The organism is Virgibacillus senegalensis (assembly GCF_000821245.2).
Classification (GTDB): domain Bacteria; phylum Bacillota; class Bacilli; order Bacillales; family Amphibacillaceae; genus Sediminibacillus; species Sediminibacillus senegalensis.
In genome coordinates this window covers 1,101,114-1,122,417 of the sequence record NZ_LN611425.1, presented here as the reverse complement: position 1 = coordinate 1,122,417, position 21,304 = coordinate 1,101,114, and the positions used below count along the sequence as shown (strand labels likewise).

At 41.8% G+C, this 21,304-nt stretch carries 21 protein-coding genes; 14 read left to right on the top strand and 7 right to left on the bottom strand.

Translation table 11 applies throughout. From position 1 onward, the window contains the following. The first annotated feature begins 225 nt into the window (after positions 1 to 225). Both BN1067_RS16455 and BN1067_RS16450 read left to right on the top strand, forming a co-directional pair. The gene (locus BN1067_RS16455) at positions 226 to 738 is read left to right on the top strand and encodes a DsbA family oxidoreductase (RefSeq protein ID WP_267893620.1); all 513 of its coding nucleotides are present in this window, start codon (positions 226 to 228) and stop codon (positions 736 to 738) included. Between the two features lie 170 nt (positions 739 to 908). Continuing rightward, entirely contained in the window at positions 909 to 1,118 is a 210-nt protein-coding gene (locus BN1067_RS16450) for a hypothetical protein (RefSeq protein ID WP_053219914.1), read from the top strand. Positions 1,119 to 1,150: 32 nt separating this feature from the next. Here the strand turns inward: BN1067_RS16450 and BN1067_RS16445 are convergent, their stop codons facing one another. Together BN1067_RS16445 and BN1067_RS16440 are read right to left on the bottom strand one after the other, a co-directional pair. Continuing rightward, complete coding sequence (locus BN1067_RS16445; protein WP_053219913.1) at positions 1,151 to 1,726, bottom strand: GNAT family N-acetyltransferase; 576 nt, start codon at positions 1,724 to 1,726, stop codon at positions 1,151 to 1,153. A gap of 269 nt (positions 1,727 to 1,995) precedes the next feature. After that, positions 1,996 to 2,781 (bottom strand): DUF3298 and DUF4163 domain-containing protein, encoded by a 786-nt coding sequence (locus tag BN1067_RS16440; protein WP_053219912.1) that lies wholly within the window; start codon positions 2,779 to 2,781, stop codon positions 1,996 to 1,998. A 133-nt stretch (positions 2,782 to 2,914) separates the two neighbouring features. Here BN1067_RS16440 and BN1067_RS16435 point away from each other — a divergent pair, with 133 nt between their 5' ends. Continuing rightward, positions 2,915 to 3,364, top strand: coding sequence for a GNAT family N-acetyltransferase (locus BN1067_RS16435; RefSeq protein WP_053219911.1), 450 nt, complete (start codon positions 2,915 to 2,917; stop codon positions 3,362 to 3,364). 4 nt (positions 3,365 to 3,368) lie between these two features. Here the strand turns inward: BN1067_RS16435 and BN1067_RS16430 are convergent, their stop codons facing one another. Next, positions 3,369 to 3,854 carry a GNAT family N-acetyltransferase gene (locus tag BN1067_RS16430; RefSeq protein ID WP_053219910.1) on the bottom strand — a complete coding sequence of 162 codons (486 nt, stop codon included), beginning with the start codon at positions 3,852 to 3,854 and terminating at the stop codon, positions 3,369 to 3,371. Between the two features lie 292 nt (positions 3,855 to 4,146). Between BN1067_RS16430 and fabI the strand changes: the two genes are divergently transcribed. Further along, positions 4,147 to 4,926 carry an enoyl-ACP reductase FabI gene (gene fabI / locus BN1067_RS16425; protein WP_053219909.1) on the top strand — a complete coding sequence of 260 codons (780 nt, stop codon included), beginning with the start codon at positions 4,147 to 4,149 and terminating at the stop codon, positions 4,924 to 4,926. 346 nt (positions 4,927 to 5,272) lie between these two features. Here fabI and BN1067_RS16420 read toward each other — a convergent pair whose 3' ends face one another. Beyond that, positions 5,273 to 5,470, bottom strand: a complete 198-nt coding sequence (locus BN1067_RS16420) for a hypothetical protein (protein WP_053219908.1) — start codon at positions 5,468 to 5,470, stop codon at positions 5,273 to 5,275. 279 nt (positions 5,471 to 5,749) lie between these two features. Between BN1067_RS16420 and BN1067_RS16415 the strand changes: the two genes are divergently transcribed. Then, positions 5,750 to 6,490 carry a CAP domain-containing protein gene (locus BN1067_RS16415; RefSeq protein WP_110943531.1) on the top strand — a complete coding sequence of 247 codons (741 nt, stop codon included), beginning with the start codon at positions 5,750 to 5,752 and terminating at the stop codon, positions 6,488 to 6,490. Between the two features lie 42 nt (positions 6,491 to 6,532). Here BN1067_RS16415 and BN1067_RS16410 read toward each other — a convergent pair whose 3' ends face one another. Next, positions 6,533 to 8,260 (bottom strand): BCCT family transporter, encoded by a 1,728-nt coding sequence (locus tag BN1067_RS16410; RefSeq protein WP_053219907.1) that lies wholly within the window; start codon positions 8,258 to 8,260, stop codon positions 6,533 to 6,535. Between the two features lie 314 nt (positions 8,261 to 8,574). On the opposite strand from BN1067_RS16410, the gene BN1067_RS16405 reads away from it, so the two are divergent. Genes BN1067_RS16405 through BN1067_RS16395 form a run of 3 tightly spaced genes read left to right on the top strand, consistent with a single transcriptional unit; the run spans position 8,575 to position 12,500 of the window. Further along, complete coding sequence (locus BN1067_RS16405) at positions 8,575 to 9,513, top strand: glycosyltransferase family 2 protein (protein ID WP_053219906.1); 939 nt, start codon at positions 8,575 to 8,577, stop codon at positions 9,511 to 9,513. Beyond that, positions 9,513 to 9,887 carry a GtrA family protein gene (locus tag BN1067_RS16400; protein WP_110943624.1) on the top strand — a complete coding sequence of 125 codons (375 nt, stop codon included), beginning with the start codon at positions 9,513 to 9,515 and terminating at the stop codon, positions 9,885 to 9,887. Before BN1067_RS16405 ends, BN1067_RS16400 begins: the two co-directional genes overlap by 1 nt. Positions 9,888 to 9,899: 12 nt before the next feature. Next, positions 9,900 to 12,500, top strand: coding sequence for a YfhO family protein (locus BN1067_RS16395; RefSeq protein WP_053219904.1), 2,601 nt, complete (start codon positions 9,900 to 9,902; stop codon positions 12,498 to 12,500). Between the two features lie 15 nt (positions 12,501 to 12,515). Here the strand turns inward: BN1067_RS16395 and BN1067_RS16390 are convergent, their stop codons facing one another. Continuing rightward, entirely contained in the window at positions 12,516 to 12,881 is a 366-nt protein-coding gene (locus BN1067_RS16390) for a DoxX family protein (RefSeq protein WP_053219903.1), read from the bottom strand. 155 nt (positions 12,882 to 13,036) lie between these two features. On the opposite strand from BN1067_RS16390, the gene BN1067_RS16385 reads away from it, so the two are divergent. After that, a complete protein-coding gene (locus tag BN1067_RS16385; protein ID WP_053219902.1) occupies positions 13,037 to 14,080 on the top strand; it encodes a P-loop NTPase family protein in 1,044 nt (347 codons plus the stop codon). Between the two features lie 265 nt (positions 14,081 to 14,345). Here the strand turns inward: BN1067_RS16385 and BN1067_RS16380 are convergent, their stop codons facing one another. Then, on the bottom strand, positions 14,346 to 15,854 hold the full coding sequence (locus BN1067_RS16380) for an HD-GYP domain-containing protein (RefSeq protein ID WP_053219901.1): 1,509 nt from the start codon (positions 15,852 to 15,854) through the stop codon (positions 14,346 to 14,348). Positions 15,855 to 16,047: 193 nt separating this feature from the next. On the opposite strand from BN1067_RS16380, the gene BN1067_RS16375 reads away from it, so the two are divergent. From BN1067_RS16375 to BN1067_RS16355, 5 genes are all read left to right on the top strand, one after another. After that, a complete protein-coding gene (locus BN1067_RS16375; protein WP_053219900.1) occupies positions 16,048 to 17,022 on the top strand; it encodes an ATP-binding cassette domain-containing protein in 975 nt (324 codons plus the stop codon). Continuing rightward, a complete protein-coding gene (locus BN1067_RS16370; protein WP_053219899.1) occupies positions 17,023 to 17,853 on the top strand; it encodes an ABC transporter permease in 831 nt (276 codons plus the stop codon). 26 nt (positions 17,854 to 17,879) lie between these two features. Then, on the top strand, positions 17,880 to 18,401 hold the full coding sequence (locus tag BN1067_RS16365) for an NUDIX hydrolase (RefSeq protein ID WP_234400718.1): 522 nt from the start codon (positions 17,880 to 17,882) through the stop codon (positions 18,399 to 18,401). A gap of 61 nt (positions 18,402 to 18,462) precedes the next feature. Continuing rightward, positions 18,463 to 19,308 (top strand): dimethylarginine dimethylaminohydrolase family protein, encoded by an 846-nt coding sequence (locus tag BN1067_RS16360; RefSeq protein WP_053219898.1) that lies wholly within the window; start codon positions 18,463 to 18,465, stop codon positions 19,306 to 19,308. Positions 19,309 to 19,709: 401 nt separating this feature from the next. Continuing rightward, positions 19,710 to 20,555: a dimethylarginine dimethylaminohydrolase family protein gene (locus BN1067_RS16355; protein WP_053219898.1), complete on the top strand. Its 846-nt coding sequence runs from the start codon at positions 19,710 to 19,712 to the stop codon at positions 20,553 to 20,555. Positions 20,556 to 21,304 lie beyond the last annotated feature (749 nt).

Here is a 21,304-nt window from a genome sequence, read left to right as displayed (position 1 = left end):
CGGCCCAAAGCTTGGCAGACATCTTGCGTTCAGGAAATCCCGCCATTATTCCGAGAATAAAGGAAGAAAAAGTATTGCTTGATTTTCGGACGATTTCCGAGCAGGAAATGAATAGTTTGTATGAACAATTACTCCATTTATTTCAAAATAGAAAATAACGAAGGAGGAATTACAATGAACAAAAAAATCACCGTCTTTTCGGACTTTTTATGACCTTTTTGTTTTATCGGGAAATTCCCGCTTGACCAGGTGGCCAAGGAAAATGACATAGAGATTGAATGGAAGGCTTTTGAACTCAGACCGGAAGGAGAAACAACCGCTGAACATTCACCGGAATATTATGAACAGGCAAAAGCCAATGTGGATCGCATGTCCAAGCATTATGGAATAGAAATGCGCTGGAATGATAAAAGCAAACATTCGCGCCATGCATTAGAGGGAGCGAAATTCGCCAAGGAATATGGAAAAGAAAATGAGTACCATGATGCTGTTTTTCGGGCGCACTTCCAACAGGACAAAACAATTAACGATATCGATACACTCGTCGAAATAGGGGAGAGCATTGGTCTTGATAAAGAATCGTTACGAGAAGCATTGGTTACGGGTCGTTATGAGGAGCAAGTATTAGCCGATGTACAACTAGCCAGGGAAATCGGGATTAGCGCTGTTCCTTGCTATATATCGGGAACTAAAGGAGTAATGGGCGCCCAAACGTACGATTCCCTGCTTCATTATTAGAACAATAGTACCGTTTTGAGTCTTGAAATTTTATTTTTACACAGGAAAACTGGCTTTCTAGCCAGTTTTTTGTTTACTTTTTTTCGTCGAAGGGAGGAATATTTTGAGCCGTATGGAATATATATGATTGGGATTTTAATTTGTATAATAATTGCGAAGCAGGTGGAAAGATGACATACATAATCGAAACGATGAAATTCCCAGTCGACAACTTTTTAGGAATGCTCCTCTATGTAATTTTGTTTATGAGCGTAGCGGCGTTGCTTGTAGGAATTCCTTTTCATTTCATTCCATATCAAGTGCCATATGCCATAAAAAATGCTGTAATAGGTTCGGCAGTCTTTATCGGCATTTTGGTCTGGTGGATGTTAATATTCTAAGGAGAAGTGCTTCTTCTCAACAACCATTTCGATCAACCTCTTGTTTTATCTTCCTCTATAGCTTCTCTATGAATCCAGTCAGGTTGTAAAAGAGAAAAAATAAATGCATCATGGGATTGCTTGTTTTGATACAGGTATCCTCTTAAGGTACCCTCTCTGGTAAAGCCCAATTTACGCAATAACTGATTGGAGGCATCGTTCTGGGGAAAAGTAATCGCGCCCATCCTGAATAAGGACAGTTCCAGAAAACTGTATTCCAGTATTTTATTGATTGCTTCCGATGCATACCCCTTTCTCCAATAATCCGGATCTAACTCATATCCAATTTCGGCCTTTTTACTGTATATGCTTAAATTGTTTAGTCCGGCAGTCCCTATGAAGCTGTTATCCTCTTTCAAAACAAGGCCCCAGCGGATTCCTCTCCCGCTTTTATAGGTTTCGTGCAGCGAATGAATTAGTTCTTCTGCTTGTTCCATATTAACCAGACTATTCATTCCATAATACCTGGTAACTTGATCGTTAGACATAATGTCAAAAAATCGTTTTGCATATTGCTTACCCATTTCTATCAACAACAGTCGTTCTGTTTCCAGTTCAGGAAAGTCCATGCTCATCCCGTCCCTTTTCCAAATAATATTCCTTGTGACAAAGCATGTGCTTCATTGTACGCTAAGTCGTCGGAAGATTCAATCACTTTTTTAGGGAGGGAGTGTTAGATTTGTGTTAGAGGTCATCTAAAGGCTTAGCATTGCCAAGCCTTTAGGATGTCTAGGTCCTTGTACTCTCTATAAAAAGGTCAGGCGCTAATATATCAAGAGAAGTTTTTTATGGGTAATCCCGGCTTAGTTTCATGGACGCAGCTTATTAGAAACGAACATTATTCTGTTTTAATTAAGCCTTGGTATTCTTCTTTCAGTTGATCCTTCAAAGTATTGAGGGGGATCGAGAAGACGGGTTCACCCATATAACCAGGAGCAATTTCGTATTGGCCAAAAGCAATGACTACATCGCCGTTTTCGATGTAAAAGGTTTGATCGTCCGTAACCGTATGAAATGCGCTTGTTCCTGTAAAGGGATCGTCTGGATGGAAATAGCTTCCTTCCTCATTTGCTTCCTGCTCTTCGATTTGTTTTCTGATTTCCTTATTGATGATTTGTTTGTAATTACTGTCCTCTTTAAATAAGTCAGATAGGCTTAACTGTTGGTTGGTCCCTATATCGATATTATAGTAATCGGTTCCTGTAATACCGTGTGCACCTCCGGTGAAGGTGTAAGTAGTGACAGTGAAAGACAGGATTTGATCTGTGTTTTTAAGCTCATAATCGATTTTTAATTCATAGGCATGGAATGGCCGGTCTTCCTGTTCTGCACTTTTTTGCCCCTGTTTTGCCTGAACGATTATTTCCTTCTTGGCTTCCAAAGCTTGTTTTTTGATTGTATTATTCAACTTCTTTTCAAATTTACGATCGGAAAGACCGTTTACAATCGGTATCTTTAAATCAAGCGTTACATAATCTGTTTTTTCCTGAATGACTTTTGATCCGACTATGATGCTTCCGCTGTGAGGTGCCTCATTTACAGGTTCAAACGATAATGCCCCTACTGGTTGGACCAGGGCAAAAAATAAAATGATGGTTAGTATTACCTTCCATGTTTTCTTCATCAAACGCAACCTCCTGTTTTTGTATAGCTTGCCAAATTCTCCAGCAATACATGCTTACACCATAAAAAAATAGCAGGAAGATTGTTGGTCAAAGGCGAAATAGTTGATAGATTGAGGAGAGAGGGGGATATTGATGCTTGTAATCAAACACATTAAACCAGAGAGTACTTATTCATTGCGTCATACGATTCTGCGGCCGAACCAAAGCATTTTACAGTGCCAGTATCCGGATGATTTCCAGAAGGATACCGTTCATTTAGGGGCATACTTAGACGGGGTGTTGATTAGCATTGCTTCTTTTTACCCGGAAAAACATCCAGAGTTTCAGGAAAGCAAACAATACCGATTACGGGGAATGGCGACACTGGAGGCTTATCGGAGACAGCAAGCTGCTACATCCCTGATTGAGAGAGGCGAATCGCTAATGAAGGAGAGGGAGATTTCCTTATGGTGGTGCAATGCTCGTACGAATGTCAGCGATTTTTATCAAAAATTAGGGATGGAGCAGAGAGGAGAAGTATTTGACATCGAGCCTATTGGTCCGCACCGCTTAATGTTTAAGAGGCTTGATGAAACACAGTAATTGGTTAAAGAATCAATTGGTAAAACCAAACATCTTGCCAACTATCAAATTTGTAGCCGACTTCCTTAAAGCTTCCGATAAATTTAAATTGAAAATAATCATGCAACTTGATACTTCCTCGGTTTCCTGCTGTTATCCCGCTTATTACCGAATGATACCCAAGTGTCTTTGCCTGCTGCAGGATCGATTCCATTAAAGATTTTCCTATTCCTTTTCCCTGACTGCGAGGATTGACATATACGGAAAGCTCGCAGGTGCGGCTATAGGCTGGTTTTTCACGATAGGGACTCAAACAGCTGTAGCCAACTACTCTTCCATCGATTTCAGCGACAATCAATGGAAATTGTCCGCCATATTTAGAGAACCACTTGGCACGTTGTGCAATGGTTTGCTTTTCTAAATCAAATGTAGCTGTTGTGTACTCCACCGCATGATTATATATTTCCAACATGGAAGGGATATCTGTTTTTTCTGCATTTCTAATGATCATCATATACCTCCTATTAAATCTCTCCCCATTTTAAGGGAAAGTCAGGAAAATGACTACTGTTGCTAACTATTAGGAAGAATAGGGATATAGGGGAGTTATAGCATAGTAAGTCAGCCACTGATTCCTATTAAAAAACAAAAGCAATCTTCGTTTCACAGTGATGCTTTTCGATTTGTTTGTATTTCCGTAAAACCGAAGTGGAAGCTCGTCTTTATAGTCCTTGTAATTCAGGCTGTTTTTTCCTTGTTCAAATTTGATATGATAGAATGGAAACTATTTAATGGAGGCAGTTATGGAAGATATATTGCAGTTAAAAGACAAACATATTGTAGTAATGGGTGTGGCCAATGAACGCAGCCTGGCATGGGGAGTGGCTAAGTCGTTAGCAAAAGCCGGAGCCAGACTGACATTTACTTATCGGAAGGAACGTTCTTACCAAAAATTGAACAAACTTCTGGAGAAAAGTGAAATAACAGCTGAGCATATTGTGGTCTGTGACATTAATGAAGACGAAAGCATCAAAGATGCATTTGCTGAGATACACGAGAAGGCAGGCACTATTCACGGTGTCGTTCATTCCATTGCCTTTGCCCACGGGGAGGATTTAAAAGGGGACTTTGTCCATACCTCTCGTAGCGGGTACGCTTTTGCTCAGGATACTAGTGCCTATTCGCTGATAGCTGTGGCCAGAGAGGCAAAACCTTATTTGGCAGAGGGTGCATCAATCATCACGATGAGTGCGCTTGGAGGAGAAAGAACGCTGGAAGGATATAAAGTAATGGGAGTGGCCAAAGCTGCCCTGGAATCCTCGGTACGTTATCTTGCCTTGGATTTAGGCGCCGATGGCATTCGGGTGAATACGATTTCTGCTGGTCCGATAAGGACTCTTGCAGCGAAAGGGATTCCGAGTTTTAATCAAATGCTCCACGATATTGAATCGAGAGCCCCGCTGAAACGGAATGTTACTCAAGAGGAAGTGGGAGATATGGCCACAGTTATGTTAAGTCCTTTATCAAGAGGAGTAACGGGCGAAACCGTTCATGTGGATGCTGGCTATAATATCATGGCTTAAATGCTTGGAAATTAGCTATCTAGAAAGCCACTTTGCAAGAATTTATTTCTTCTTGCAAAGTGGCTTTTTTTTGTTCATTCCCAGACTTTATTGTTTTTCAAGTCCTTACACTTTTCGATAAAAACTTCGGCATAATGCTTGGATTCGCTTCGGAAGTATACTCGGCTTTCCGCGGGCACGGCCTCAGCTTCCTCAGAAGAAGCTCGTTTCTTGCGGGATCTTCGGTCTCGTGCTGTTCCCGCAGGAGCCTGCGTATGCTGCCTACGCTTGTTGAAGTTTTAAATTGTTTAAAGCTTAAAACTTACAAAAAATCTATTGTGGTAATGGACAAAATATTTTCCTTCCGTTACTTTTTCCAATCCTCAAAAAGACCGCTGCCATTACATCCCGGACATATATAATGACTGGAGTATAGATACTTTTCTGGGAACATTTCAATTCCCCTGCCGCTGCAATCCGGGCATTTTCCCTGCTGCTCCATTTCCATTTCGCGTACTTTCTGGCGGGCCGCATTCCATTCCGTCAATTTCGTTAAAAGATGCATAAAAGATCACCTGCTTTTTTAATTAGATTGTGCGGATGAAAGTCACGCTATACAGATGCATCAACACATTTTTAACGAATCCGATTGCAGAATGACAGGAAGTATTTACCGTGATTTTTACCAGCTAAAACAAGGGAGTCGAAGCGCGCCTCTTATAGAAAGAAAAACAGGATAAATGGTGAATTTCTTCGGTTGCTATACGGTTTGCTCCATGTGTATATTTCAACCCAGTTGACAAATAGTAAATATGCCACAGTCCACTATAATGGAGGTTAACTGATGAAAAAAACATTTGTTACTGTTGCGGCGGCCGTTTTATTAAGTGGTTTAACTGGATGTAATACTAACAACCAGGAAGCACAATACCCGAATAATGACGAGGATTTTCGTCAGGTCGGTTTCCATGGCGGAGGACAAAATGGCGGGAATCCTGATAACGCCGATGGCAATGCCCAATTTTTTCTCAACCCAGGTGGACAGAGTCCTTATCCTAATATGAGGGAAAATCCACAGTTAAGACGAGAAAATGAAAATTCCCAACAGGATTATCGCCAGTTTGGCCAAGGAAACGATCAACCTGATACCCGACAAAATAACCAACAAACCGAACGTCAGAATGGCGAAACCAATAATAATGCGGATATCGGTAATATACAGCAGGAAGTAATCCGGTTAACAAATGTCGAGAGACGTAATAACGGACTTTCTGAACTAAAAGCCGATGCTGATTTGACTGAAGTAGCACAAGAAAAATCAACAGATATGTCTGAGAATAATTATTTTTCGCATACCTCGCCAACTTATGGTTCCCCGTTTGATATGATGCAGCAATTCGGTATCGAGTATCGATCGGCAGCAGAAAACATCGCATCAGGTCAACAGTCCGCAGAGGCTGTGGTACAAGCATGGATGGACAGTCCAGGCCACCGGAAAAACATTCTTAATGAGAATCTTACCCATATCGGGGTAGGGTTTGACTCCAATGGCAACTATTGGACGCAAATGTTTATTCAAAAATAACTAGAAAAGGGATTCACCAAATTGGTGAATCCCTTCAATAGTCTAGTCATTCTTTTTGGGATGAAGCGTATCGTGATCTTCTTCGGAAATTTCTTCGATAATTTCATCTTTCATTTCCGTTTTTACTTCTTCTTTAATTTCGTCGTACATTTCATCTTTCATTTCATCATACACTTCTGCCTTAACATCTTCCTTTAATTCTTCCCGGAATTGGTTTTTTAAGTTCGTTATGCGCCGTTTTCGCCTTCGTGTTCCTTCCAGCTTATAATCCCGGCTGAACATCATCATAATGGCTACAACCATCACCACCATGATAATGGCAAATGGCAAGGCGGCAATGATGGAGGCCGTTTGAAGTGCATCCAACCCGCCACCACCGCTCAGCAATAGTACACTGGCAGTTCCAGCAATCAAAAATCCCCAGACAAGTTTTGCCGTCATTGTTGGTGCCAGGCTTCCCTTGGAAGTCATTGCACCTAACACATAGGATGCTGAGTCAGCAGAGGTAATGAAGAAAATCAGGATCAACAAAATGGCAAGTATGTTAGTAATCGAGCTAAGCGGCAGTTCTCCCAAAGTTGCGAATAATGCGAGCTCTACGTCTCCTGTGACTAATTGCGCCAAACCTCCTGATCCGAACATTTCGACATTCAAGGCTGTACCGCCAAAGGTAGTAAACCATATGACAGCGAGTAATGAAGGAACAATCAATACACCTGCCATGAATTCTCTTATCGTCCGTCCGCGCGATATCCGGGCAATAAACATGCCCATGAACGGAGCCCAGGAAATATGCCATGCCCAAAAGAAAATGGTATTGGTTCCAAGCCACTGGCTGTCAGAGAAGGGAGTCATCGTAAGACTCATCGGCACTAAATTTGAGATGTAACCGCCTAAAGTGGAGACGAAATTCTCTGCGATGAACAAGGTAGGTCCGACAATGATGACAAATAATAATAGCACCCCGGCAACAACTAAGTTAACATTACTCAATAATTTAATCCCTTTGTTAACCCCTTTGGCTGCAGAGACCATGAATAAACAGGTAACGATAATAATGATCAGGATTTGGGTCCAGGCATTATTCGGGATGGAGCTGATGTAGGATAGCCCGCCGGTAATTTGCATGGCACTCAGGCCGAAAGTCGTTGCGACACCAGTACAAGTGGCCAGTACAGCTAGTACATCAATAGTCCGTCCAATCCAACCATCGGTCCGATCTCCGATTAATGGGTAGAAAGCGGAGCTGATCAATGCAGGCCGGTCTTTACGGAATTGGACATATGCAAGGGTCAGGGCCACGATGGAAAAAATTGCCCATGGATGTAAAGCCCAATGAAAGACGCCATAGCGAAGCCCGGCGATAGCTGCTTCGTTTGTTTCCGGCTGATAACCAACAGGCGTGTCTAAATAGTAAAGTACGGGTTCTGCAACACCCCAAAAGACAAACCCTACCCCAATACCAGCGGCGAACAGCATGCCAATCCAGGAGAACCAGCTGTATTCAGGTCTGTCGTCTGGTTTGCCCAAACGAAGACGCCCAAATGGACTGATAGCCAGCACGATGACGAATAAAACAAAGAATGCAGTAATCAGCATATAAAACCAACCAAAGCTTTCAATCATCCAGCCAAGTGCTTTACTGGCTGCCTCCTGCAAAGTGCCGGGGGAAGTAGCCCCCCATAAAACGAATAAAGCGACCAGAATTGCAGAAATGACAAATACAATACCTGGTTTTTCTGTAGAATAGGAATAATTTTTTTCAGTCATGAAATATGTCTGCGCTTAATTGGCGCAGATCACCCCTTTCTTTTGTAAATAGATTAATCGCAAGTGTGTAAAATAAGTATAGGCAGGAATCCCAGACTTTCGTATGTATAGCTGTTTTCTTTAATACCCCAGACGTCCAATAATGAAACCGTATCATTCTATAAGTAATGGTGTAAACACTCTATATGAACAAAAAATTATTCTAACTGACACAAGTTGGAAGACGAACGGGTCAATTGACAGAGTTTTAGCTGAGCAGGGGAAAGGGTATATCAATAAGTGCTAGAGCGATGACCAATATCGGAGGAACGCATATGAATGACGCTTTTTATTCTTTTTTAATCCCTTCCTATAATGAATCAGACAATATACTGCTGATCCATCAAGCGTTGACGGATGAATTAGAGAAGTTGCATTGTAGTTACGAGATTTTATTTGTCGATGATGGAAGCAAAGATGATACGTTCATAAAAATCCACCAGTTGGCAACAGAGCATGATGAAGTAAAGTATGTTTCTTTTACTAGAAATTTCGGCAAGGAGGCTGCACTGTTAGCCGGCCTTAGACATGCTCGAGGCGATGCTGTCATCATGATGGATGCCGATTTGCAGCATCCTACATATTTGATCGGCGATTTGATCGAAGGATATGAGGAAGGATTCAACCAGGTTGTCGCCAAACGTAATCGGGATGGCGATTCCAGAATTCGTTCTTTTTTATCGAAAATGTATTATAAATGGATTGATCAGGTTACCGATGTGAAGTTAAAAGATGGAGAAGGGGACTTCCGGCTGCTGAGTAGAAAGGCGGTGGAAGCTGTCCTGGAATTATCAGAAGGGAATAGGTTCTCAAAAGGGTTGTTTTCCTGGATAGGGTTTGAAAAGAAAATCATCTATTATCGAAACCATATCCGGGGAAATGGTGATTCAAAGTGGTCTTACAGAAAACTGATTAATTACGGGATTGAAGGGATTGTTTCCTTTAACCAAAAACCTCTCCGCATCTGTTTATATGGTGGTTTGATTATCATGTTTCTGGCCCTTTTGTATATTTTTCTTATGTTTGTCCAGATTATTCGGACAGGCATCGAGGTGCCGGGTTACTTTTCGATCATATCCTCGGTGTTGTTCCTTGGTGGTGTTCAGCTGGTCAGCTTGGGAATAATCGGGGAATACGTCGGCAGAATTTACGCGGAAACAAAACGCAGGCCACACTATTTGATTCGAGATACGAATATGGATAGGGATTTATGATGAACCGGATTAACAATGAGTTCACCCGTTTTATTATTGTTGGCGGCCTGAACACCGCTCATTATTATCTTATCTATTTAATTTGTTATAACCTTCTTAGCTGGCACTATTTAGCATCACATGTAATTGCTTTTGTTGTCAGTATGGTAATTTCGTTCTTTCTGAATGTCTACTTCACTTACCGTGTCAAACCTACGTTTGCAAAATTTCTGCAGTTCCCGCTGACGCAGCTGGCCAATGTAAGTTTGTCATCGTTTTTAATGTTTGTGTTTGTCGACTTGTTAGGCTGGAATGGAAATGCAGCGCCGTTTGCTGCCCTGTTTTTAACAGTGCCAGTCACATTTTTGATTACTGGAAAAATACTGAAAAAGTAATGGTGGCAGTCTATGAAAAAATATAATTACTATGCAAAGCTTGTCGGCTTCAGTGTCCTGGCTGCAGTTGCAGCCCACGCATTTTTTTTATACCAATTGGGTCAGGGAGGCTTGATGGCTGGTCCAAATGACGGCCTCTCGCAAATGGCCCCTTTCCGAAGCATGCTCTACCAACAGTTTACTGAAGGTAATCTATTCTATTCTTTTATCTATGGGCTTGGAGGGAGCACCTTCACCCAGCTTGCTTATTATTATGGGATCAATGCTTTTTTTTACATAACGACAATTGCTGTGTACAGCTTGGAACTGCTGTCGATTGTCAAAGAGCCGAATGTACAGTTTTGGCTGCAAGCAACGGTTTTTATTAGTATAGTGCGAATGACCATTGTACTGGTTATTAGTACTTGTTTGTTCCGTTATATGAAAATGAATGCAGTTCCTGCTTTTACAGGGGCTTTATTATATGCTGCCTGTGTCATGTATTTTCGTCATGTGACATACTGGGAGTTTTTTGGTGATGCCTTTTTATGGTTGCCGCTGTTAGTACTGGGTGTAGAAAAAGTAATTCGGGAACAGAAGCCATGGTGGTTGATCACGGCAATGGCTGTTTCCTTGTTCGATAACTTTTACTTTGCCTTTACGAACTTTTGTTTCATCGGGATGTATGCCGGTCTTCGATTGTTCATTCGGTTGACGGTGGAAGAAGCAAAACCGATGATTCAATTAAAGCAGTATGCGAAAGCGATTCTTTTGGGTTTTGGGATTGGATCGGTTGGTTTTGTTCCTGCAGTTTGGGGGCTCTTTCATAACTTTCGGCCGGGTTATGACCATGATATACCTTTATTGGACAATACAAGTAATATTTTATTTGATAGCCATCTTTACTTGCTTCCAGCTATTTTTGTTTTGTTTGTTTTTATTTCTCCGTTGTACCGCAACAACGTCTTTCGTTTGTTTACCTTTTTGGCATTGTTGTTCACTTTTTTACACTTTGTACCACTGGCAGCCAGTTTTTTCAATGGTATGTCCGCTCCACAGCATCGATTTGAATATGTGGGTTTCTTTTCGATTGGAGGGGCCGTAGCGGCAGGATTACACCATTTCCATCGACTGGACTATCGAGAATTGATTCCGGCAACTGTCCTGATGGTTTATTGTTATGTTGCTTTTTATGTTCACGACGAGTCCTTATCATTGGAAGACACACTGCCGATGCTGGCTGCAGGTGCTGCGGCAGGAGTTTTGTTGTTGACGGTTGGAGCTGTAAGAAATCGATTGGTATGGAAATGCTTAATTGTTTTTTTACTCCTATCACATTTAATTATGGTTAATCAGTTCCAAGTCGAAAAATTATATGAGGGGGGAGAAGTGAAGGAATCTACGAAAGATTATGTTGCCAGCAGTGATTATTACTCTGAAGAACAGAAACGCTTAATTGATGATGTGATCGCCTCGGATAAGGATGTGTTGCCGCGTATCGAATGGAAAACCGATGGAAGGAATAATACGCCGCTTATTCAAGGATTCCCGGGGACGAGTGTGTATTCCAGCATACTAAACAAAGAATTATTGTATTTCTATTATTACGACTTGGAGATTGATATGAAAAGGGAGAGTGTAAGCCGTTTGTCAGGTTTTGGGGACCGCGCCAATTTGTACAGTTTGTTCGGCGGTAAGTATATCATGTTTGAAAAAAACGAGAAGAAAAACATTCCCTATGGTTTTACCGAGTATATGGAAAGTGAACATTATATGGTTTACCGTAACCGAAACAGTCTCCCGTTTGTCCGTACATCAAATCGGATATACACGGAATCCGCATTGGCAGATGCGTCTGTGCTCGATCGGGAACATGCTATGTTGAATGGGATCGTGCTGGCTGACGAAAACGAGCAGCATCAGTCGGCTGAATTAGATACTGAACAAAATGTAATCGATCGGGCAAAGATCAGACCGGTCGATGCCTCATATGACGGCAATCAATTGAACGTTACCGGTAAAACAGGCGGGATTGATATTTACCCGGATAATCAAGGCCGTTCAGACATCGAAGACTATTATCTATCTTTTTATTTGTTGAACAATGACAAGCATGCCCCGTTATATCCGCTGCATGTCAACGAATATAAAACAAGCAGAAAGTCCAGACAATCCATTTATCGGACAAAGGTGGATCATATTACGATACGGGTGCCGCAAGAGGAGGTTATTTCCCTCAGGGTTCCCAAAGGGAGTTATTCATTGAAAAATATTGAACTATTTAAGGAGGATTATCAAGAATTAAAAAGGGCTGACAAACAAAAAGGGGTAAATGCTGAGGTTGAGTTAAAAGGAAACAAAATAGAGATATCGTTTGAAAATAAGAGGGGAGATCGCTACATGACAGTGCCTGTTCCTTATGAAAAAGGATGGCGTGTGTATATAAATGGGGAAAAGCAGGAAATCGACAAGACAAATTATGCTTTTCTCGGTACTAAAATTCAACCTGGTCATAACAACATTAGAATGGTCTACTATCCCCCTTATTTTGGTTTAACAGTGGCGGTAGCACTTGTTTCCCTTATTTTGACGGGATGTTGGAATTGGAAAAGAAGGAAAAAACAGGACGGCTAAGGCTGTCCTGTTTTTTTACTTCGTGTAGTTTTGCCATAGTACTGCCAGCATGAGAATCATGACAATATCAAGCCTTGCCTCAAATAGGAATGGAAAAAAGCCGGTATGAAGAACTGGAATTTTTGTCAACAGCAAAGCTCCGATCATGATGATTAATAAAGGAATGACTGCTCTCTTGACATAAAGCTGGAACAAAATAAATCCTCCAGCTATTACTTCCGTCAAAGCAACCAGTAAGACAAATGTACCTGGAGCAGGAAGGCCGGTGTTAGCAAACACCTTTTGAAAACTAGGCTCTAGCAATTTTAAAATACCTGAAACAATAAAAACATAAGCGACACCATAACGGATTAGTTGTAGGGATGATATCGATAACCGCAATTTTTTCCTCTCCTTTTAAATGTATTTCTTTCTTTTACATATATGCCGTCTTTGGGACAGCCTATGACTCTAAAAGTATTTTTTGAAAAAAACTGAAATTGTATTTCCTTTAAAAGTAAAATAAATTACTATTAAAAGTAAAGGGGGCGAAGAAAGTGGATGACTTCAAACTTAATGTTGATTTACTTCGCAAAAGGGTACCAAATTTAACCGTTGCAGCCCGTTCTGTCGGTTTAAGGCCAGCAACTGTGTCGAACCTTTGTACTGGTAAAATCCCTGTGGCTAGAGCAGAGGTAAGAACTTTGGTACGGTTGGCGTCGTTAGCAAGTTGCAAACTGGATGATTTAATTATTCAAAAAGGAGGAGAAACAATGATTGAAACTGGAATCAAAGTGCTCGATTTATTTGCTCCCCTTGTAAAAGGTGGGAAGACTGGGTTGGTTGCAAGAGCAGGAATGGGGCAACAGGTAATGTTGGCAGAGTTATTTTTTCGATTGAAAAAGCAAGGTTTCCGCACCTTGTTCTTAGCGGATGGCCGAAAAAGCAGTATAGCCGATGCGATTGCAGAAGCAGAATTTTACAGTTCTTCTACAGATGAAATTTTTGATTACATTGAGGCATCACAGCCAGCAGAAGTTATTTTGGGAGTGGACCGTTCCATCTTTTTATCTGATAAGTTTTACCGATTGGAGGAGCAATTAAATGAAAGCGGCTTAAAAAATGTAACGTTTGCTGTCATAGATATAAGCGGGGAGGCAGTCGATGAAGACTTACCATATGGACCGCTTGAAACCTTATGGGAATTTGATATGGAACTTGCGGCTAAGCATGCTTATCCTGCTGTCAATCCATTGACATCCATTTCGACCATGGTAGAGGAACTCAATTTAGACAACAGTCATATGGAAGTACAGCAACACGCACGTAAAGTGATACGCCGCTCAAAAGAATTAGCATTTGTTGTAGAGCAACGGGGGATAACAAGTCTTTCAGAATCAGATACAACTATTTATGAACGCGGCAAAAAATTGGCTGCTTTTTTAACCCAACCATTGTTTGTTGCAGAGGAATTCTCCGGCAAGGCAGGAAAGTCTGTTCCGCTTTCGAATACCTTGGAAAATGTGAAGGCAATCATGGAAGGGAAAGCAGATAATCTGACCGTTGAAAAACTTGAATATATTGGAGAACTGACCGTTTAATGGTTATCTTGGACCTGAAATTTCCATTGCAACTTGAGAAGAAACGTGGTATATTTAGTTGGCGATGAGCTAATTTGCGTAAGACGAACAGATATGCGTATGCTAAACGCCGAAATGTGGTCGGCGGTCTTTCGCCGCAAACGTAAAGCCTCCTGCCAGGACAGGGGGCTTTTTTTCATACATAAGATTATCATTTTATCTACGCAAAAAGCTCGCTTTTTAGCGAGTTTTTTTGATGTCATTGCATTCTGGACATGGGGGGTTTTTATTCATTGGCGGCCATGTTCCTTTTGTTATCTGATTCATACCAGGTGGCAAACGCCTCGACAAAACTTGGATCCCATTGGGTCCCCTTTCCGTCTTTCAAAATTTCAATCGCTCTCTCAAAAGAGATTCCTTTCCGATAATTGCGGTTTGAGGTCATCGCATCGAATGCATCAGCTACAGCCAGGATTCTACCGAACATCGGGATATCTTTTCCTGCCAGCTGGTCCGGATAGCCCTTTCCATCATAACGCTCGTGATGGTGCCGGACTCCCGGGAGCAATGGTTCGATGGTCTCTCTCGGTTGAATTTCTTGTAGAATTTGTTCACCGATTAAGGGATGGAGTTTAATGGTTTCGTACTCTGATTCGGTAAGTTTGCCGTCCTTTAACAAGATTTTATCCCGGATACCGATTTTGCCAATATCATGGAGTAATGCGGATTGTTTTAATAAAGTTAACGAGCTTTCAGGTAAGCCGTATGTTCGGCCGATATGTTGAGCATACTCGGCGACGCGCAAGGAATGTCCTGCGGTATAAGGATCTCTTGCATCTAGCGTAGCCGCAAAAACCGTAAAAAAGCTTTCATGTAATTGTTCACTCATTTTTTCTTTTTCCGAAATGGAATCTGCCATGTGGTTAAATCCATCGATTAGATGACTAAATTCATCCGAATAGTAATTGTTTAACGTTACCAGGTTACCTTTTTCTACTTCCCGGATACCATTTTGCAGCAGTTCAAGCGGCTCCTGAATATTCCGGCTCAACAGGCTGGAGCCGAATAGAGCGAACAACAGGACAAAGCTTACCACAACGATTGCCCACACCATATATTCCGTCATTAAATCTGAACCGAATTCATAAAGTCTCAGCGTAGTAGCTGCGGCAAACAAAAGCATTGGGAAGACACTCAGAAATGCAACACTGATCTGAAACTTTTTTTTGATTGTCAGCAGTATGGTTGTTCCTTTGGATATATCTTTTTTATATAGCTCCGTTCCCTTTTCTTTTAAATAGTTCAAAATCTGGCGCATGATTATACTGGTTAAGAAGTATTCGATCATTCCATGCATGAAAGCGATCAATAATGCCGCTACACAGGCAATAGCTATGAAATAGTAAGGAATATCCAGTCCACCTAACTGTATCGCCAAAATAGTAAGAACAGACGCTGGAGCTGTTATGCCGGCAAAATGGGGGACCATAATCCGTTGAAACGAAAGCAGCGGAAATCGTTGAGCGCATTGATAGGCAGCTTCCAATTCTGTCAAGGAAGGGAACGCTGCCTTCAGTACTTTCTTGATCGGAGAAATATGTTTGGAATAAACGCTATATTCCATTGTCAGCATCAATGTAAAAGAAATAGCAACTATTCCTAAGAATATCAACGCTTCTTGGAAAGAGAATTGCAACGGAGGCAGCATAAATATACTGCAAAAGCTTAATACAGCGATAATCGAGCCAATCAAGTGGTTGATCGTTAATTTTGTGGCCAGTTTGTTATAAGACATGGATGTACCTTCCTGATATGTTATAAGTAAATGCTTCCTATCTATTATAATAAAAGAAGTCGAAAAAATGGGAGATTTGTCATAACTTTTTTGATAGGCGTCCGGATATTTGTGGTAACATAGTTTACGTGTGAAATGTTCTGGTTCGAACTTGTTTACATACTTGTAAAAAAGAGGGAGCAGGAGGAGCATAATGAAAAATATCGTAGAAGTACAGGGACTTAAAAAAAGATATAAGGATTTTCAAGCAGTGAGAGGTATTGATCTGGAGGTAGGAGAAGGGGAGATTTTTGGATTTCTCGGGCCAAACGGAGCAGGAAAAAGCACCACGATTAATATGTTGTCCACCATCATTAAACCTTCGGAAGGAACAGCCAACATCAATGGATTCGATATTGTGAACGAAAAAAACAAAGTCCGGGCAAGCATCGGGCTTATTTTTCAAGAATCGACGCTTGATGAAAAGCTGACTGCAAATGAAAATCTGATGCTCCACTGTAAGTTTTACGGAGTTCCAAAAGAAAAGCGGGAAGAAAGAGTAAAAGAAGTTCTGGAAATCGTGGACCTGGAAAATAAGCGAAGTAATATCGTGGATACTTTTTCAGGCGGAATGAAGCGAAGACTGGAAATTGCACGTGGTCTGCTTCATTATCCTCGGGTTTTGTTTCTTGATGAACCGACGGTAGGGCTTGACCCACAAACGCGTAACCATATTTGGGAATATATCCTGCGTCTAAAGCAGAAAGCCGGTATCACTATCTTCCTGACCACGCATTATATGGATGAAGCGGAGATATGTGACAGGGTTGCCGTAATGGATCATGGAGAATTGATTGCGCTTGACACTCCTGACCAGCTAAAAACCAATGTCGGAGGGGACATTATTGAAATCGAAACAGAGGACAACCGGGCAGCAGCGGCTTTGCTTGAAAATAAATATGAAGCAGAAGTGAAAGAGGCGGAGGGATCACTTACCTTCCAGGTTGAAAAAGGGAGCGAGTTTCTCGTTCAGTTTGTCAGAGAATTCGACATCCCGATTAAAACGGTGAATCTCCGACGCCCGACTTTGAATGATGTGTTCCTGTCACTGACCGGAAGAGAAATACGGGAAGAGACTGTCTCGGCCAAGGATAAGATGAAGAGCAGATTTAGAAGAGGGGGCGCTTAAATGGAAGCGATGTTTGCAATTTGGCAGCGAGACGTCCTGAAATTTTTCAGGGATAGGGCCAGGTTGATTGGTTCTTTTGCAATGCCTTTTATGTTCTTGATCCTTTTCGGTAGTGGAATGAGCGGTGCAATCGGATCGATGATGGGAGGCGAGCAAGCAGCAGGTCCGCTCCGTGACTTTGACTTCGTTGAATTCATGTTTCCGGGAATTATCGGTATGACGGTTTTCAATACGGCGATTTTTTCTGCTTTATCGGTTGTTCAGGACAGGGAATTCGGTTACTTGCGGGAAATCCTTGTTTCACCGATGTCCAGGACGTCCATTGCCATAGGTAAGGTACTAGGAGGTAGTACCGTGGCTTTATTCCAAGGATTGATGATGCTTGTTTTTGTTCCGTTTATCGGTATAACGATTACGGTCCCGATCATTCTCCAATTGATCCCTGTCATGTTTTTAGTTGCTTTTGCCATTTCATCCATCGGACTTTTAATTGCCACGAGCTTAAAAACGTCCCAAGGCTTTCAAATGGTTATCCAAGTATTGATTTTTCCGATGTTGTTCTTGTCTGGAGCGTTATTTCCTTTGAATGGCATGCCTGCCTGGATGAACTTTTTGGTGAAAATCAACCCCCTGACATATTCAGTCGATATGTTTAAGAAGATCATTCTTCGGCCGGAGGACTTGGCGCCTGCTTTGCGGGAGGCAATGGGTCTGAATTTGGCGGTCTTCGGTCATGTCATATCTTTTGCGGAGGAAATGATAGTGGTTTTGATTCTCAGTATCCTGTTTGTTGTATTGGCTACCATTCGTTTCAATCGATCAGAAGCTTAACTTGTCTAAATAAAAGGAGGAAAAGGGTGAGAGTCGGAATGACAGAATATTTGTCTGTTAAAGAGGATAATGGGATGAAAATCATTACGAACGAACATCATAAAACGTATTTTCAATACAAGGATAACCAGTCCGTTGTTCTGCTGGCAAGAGATTGTGATTCATTCATTTTAATCAAGCAGTATCGGGAACCTGTCGGAGATTATGTTGTCCAGCTTCCAGGTGGAGGGGTACGATATGGAGAGGATTTAGATGCCGCTGTAAAACGCGAATTTGCAGAAGAGACTGGCTTACGCTGTGAGAAACCCATGTACTTAGGAATAATGTATGCTGCTTCCTGGATTACGAATGAGGTAACGCATGTTTACTATAGTGATTCTATTAGCTCTGGATCAGGCCAAAAATTGGAAGCCCATGAGGAAATAGATGTATTGAAAGTTCCGATTGACGAGTGTATCGAACAAATCAAGCGAAATGTTTACTACGATACAGAGCTTTGCTTTGCGGTGCTTCAACTCTCTTTGCGCGGTTTTTTACTGTCTTATTGACAATAATTTGCCGCCCGGCCGGTCATAATAAACGGAGATGTTTATTATCGGAGGGTTGGAAATGGAAATCAAAAGTGAATTCACCAATTGTTACAGTGAGTATGGCCGCCTTAAAAGGGTGGTCTTGTGCGAGCCCCAATATATGACGATTCGGGATGTCATCAATGAAGTGCAAAAGAAATTTAAAAATGAAGGAATCCATATCGAGAAAGCAGTTCAGCAGCATCGTCAGTTTGTCAGCAAGCTTCGGGAATTCGGAGTAGAAGTGGTATTGTTGCCTTATCATAAAAAATATCCGGAACAAGTTTTTACACGTGATATCGGTTTTACGCTCGGTGAAACGATATTTGTAGCAGAAATGGCCAGTGAAGTAAGAAAAGGAGAACAGGATGAGTTAAAACAGTGGCTTGAAGATGAGGAAATATCCTATTATAACCTGATAGGCAACCGTATAGAAGGCGGAGATGTCATGATTGATGGAGATGTGGTTTATATCGGCCTCAGCAATCGGACCAACCTGCAGGCAGCCGAACATTTAAGCAGACTGCTGACCAATTTTGAGGTCATTCCGATTGCTTTCACAGAAAAATTTTTGCACCTGGATTGTGTATTCAATGTGATTTCTCCCACGGAAGCACTGTATTTCCCGGAAGCATTAGGCCAAAAGGACATCGATTTTCTTGCATCTAAATATGATTTAATAGAAGTCAGCAAGGAAGAACAATTCCGGCTTGGGACCAATGTTTTGAATATCGGTGACAACCAAATCTTCAGCCTTCCTGTAAACAAACAAGTAAACGAGCAGCTGCGGGCAAGGGGTTACCGTGTGATCGAAGTGGATATAACCGAAATCATCAAGTCTGGCGGGTCCTTTCGTTGTTGTACATTGCCGTTGCTCAGGGATTAATATAAAAAGAAACCAGCAAAATATCGGGAGGCCACTGAAAAAGTCCTTTCTAAACCAGAAGAGATTTTAAAGTTTGTTGTTGATTCTCACGAATCGCTTATCGGTGGATGCTTGCCGCGGGCACGGCCTCAGCTAACTTGGTCAAGAAGATCACTAACCAAGTGGATCTTCGGCTCGAGCTGTTCCCGCAGGCGTCACCACCGAACGCTCATCGTANGATGTATTGAAAGTTCCGATTGACGAGTGTATCGAACAAATCAAGCGAAATGTTTACTACGATACAGAGCTTTGCTTTGCGGTGCTTCAACTCTCTTTGCGCGGTTTTTTACTGTCTTATTGACAATAATTTGCCGCCCGGCCGGTCATAATAAACGGAGATGTTTATTATCGGAGGGTTGGAAATGGAAATCAAAAGTGAATTCACCAATTGTTACAGTGAGTATGGCCGCCTTAAAAGGGTGGTCTTGTGCGAGCCCCAATATATGACGATTCGGGATGTCATCAATGAAGTGCAAAAGAAATTTAAAAATGAAGGAATCCATATCGAGAAAGCAGTTCAGCAGCATCGTCAGTTTGTCAGCAAGCTTCGGGAATTCGGAGTAGAAGTGGTATTGTTGCCTTATCATAAAAAATATCCGGAACAAGTTTTTACACGTGATATCGGTTTTACGCTCGGTGAAACGATATTTGTAGCAGAAATGGCCAGTGAAGTAAGAAAAGGAGAACAGGATGAGTTAAAACAGTGGCTTGAAGATGAGGAAATATCCTATTATAACCTGATAGGCAACCGTATAGAAGGCGGAGATGTCATGATTGATGGAGATGTGGTTTATATCGGCCTCAGCAATCGGACCAACCTGCAGGCAGCCGAACATTTAAGCAGACTGCTGACCAATTTTGAGGTCATTCCGATTGCTTTCACAGAAAAATTTTTGCACCTGGATTGTGTATTCAATGTGATTTCTCCCACGGAAGCACTGTATTTCCCGGAAGCATTAGGCCAAAAGGACATCGATTTTCTTGCATCTAAATATGATTTAATAGAAGTCAGCAAGGAAGAACAATTCCGGCTTGGGACCAATGTTTTGAATATCGGTGACAACCAAATCTTCAGCCTTCCTGTAAACAAACAAGTAAACGAGCAGCTGCGGGCAAGGGGTTACCGTGTGATCGAAGTGGATATAACCGAAATCATCAAGTCTGGCGGGTCCTTTCGTTGTTGTACATTGCCGTTGCTCAGGGATTAATATAAAAAGAAACCAGCAAAATATCGGGAGGCCACTGAAAAAGTCCTTTCTAAACCAGAAGAGATTTTAAAGTTTGTTGTTGATTCTCACGAATCGCTTATCGGTGGATGCTTGCCGCGGGCACGGCCTCAGCTAACTTGGTCAAGAAGATCACTAACCAAGTGGATCTTCGGCTCGAGCTGTTCCCGCAGGCGTCACCACCGAACGCTCATCGTGGAATCAACAGAGGGTAAACGAAAAACGAGCTTTGGTTCCTTCTCAAATGACTTCGACAAGACGTTCCGAATAGTCCAGCTCAGCTTCAAGCGTATCTTCGGTTGGTTTCTCAGGAAATTTTTTCTTCATGGATCCATCGATAGAATAAATCATTTTACGGACGTTCTTGGAACGGCTATGCAATACTTCTTGAGGGGATGTTTGATTGTATCGAGCCTTGGTGTGTGTCGCATCAAGGATGAGAGACTTCTATTGAATCACGCCTTTCTCAAGAGCGATCTCTACGGTTTTTCCCATCAGGAGATCTAAAAGGTTGATGTCTTTCAGACGTTTACGACGGGAGTAAGCTAATAAGCTGGGATAAATGTCCTTCGGGTCTCGAAGGCATGCGCATGCAAGGTGCGATGGCGATTTTCACAGCTAAATGTAAAACGAATCGTTAAACTAATGAAGGAATAGAGGGCACAAATCACTTGAAATTAGATAAAAAGCGGTCTGTATGGAAATCAAATTCCATACAGACCGCTTTTTTT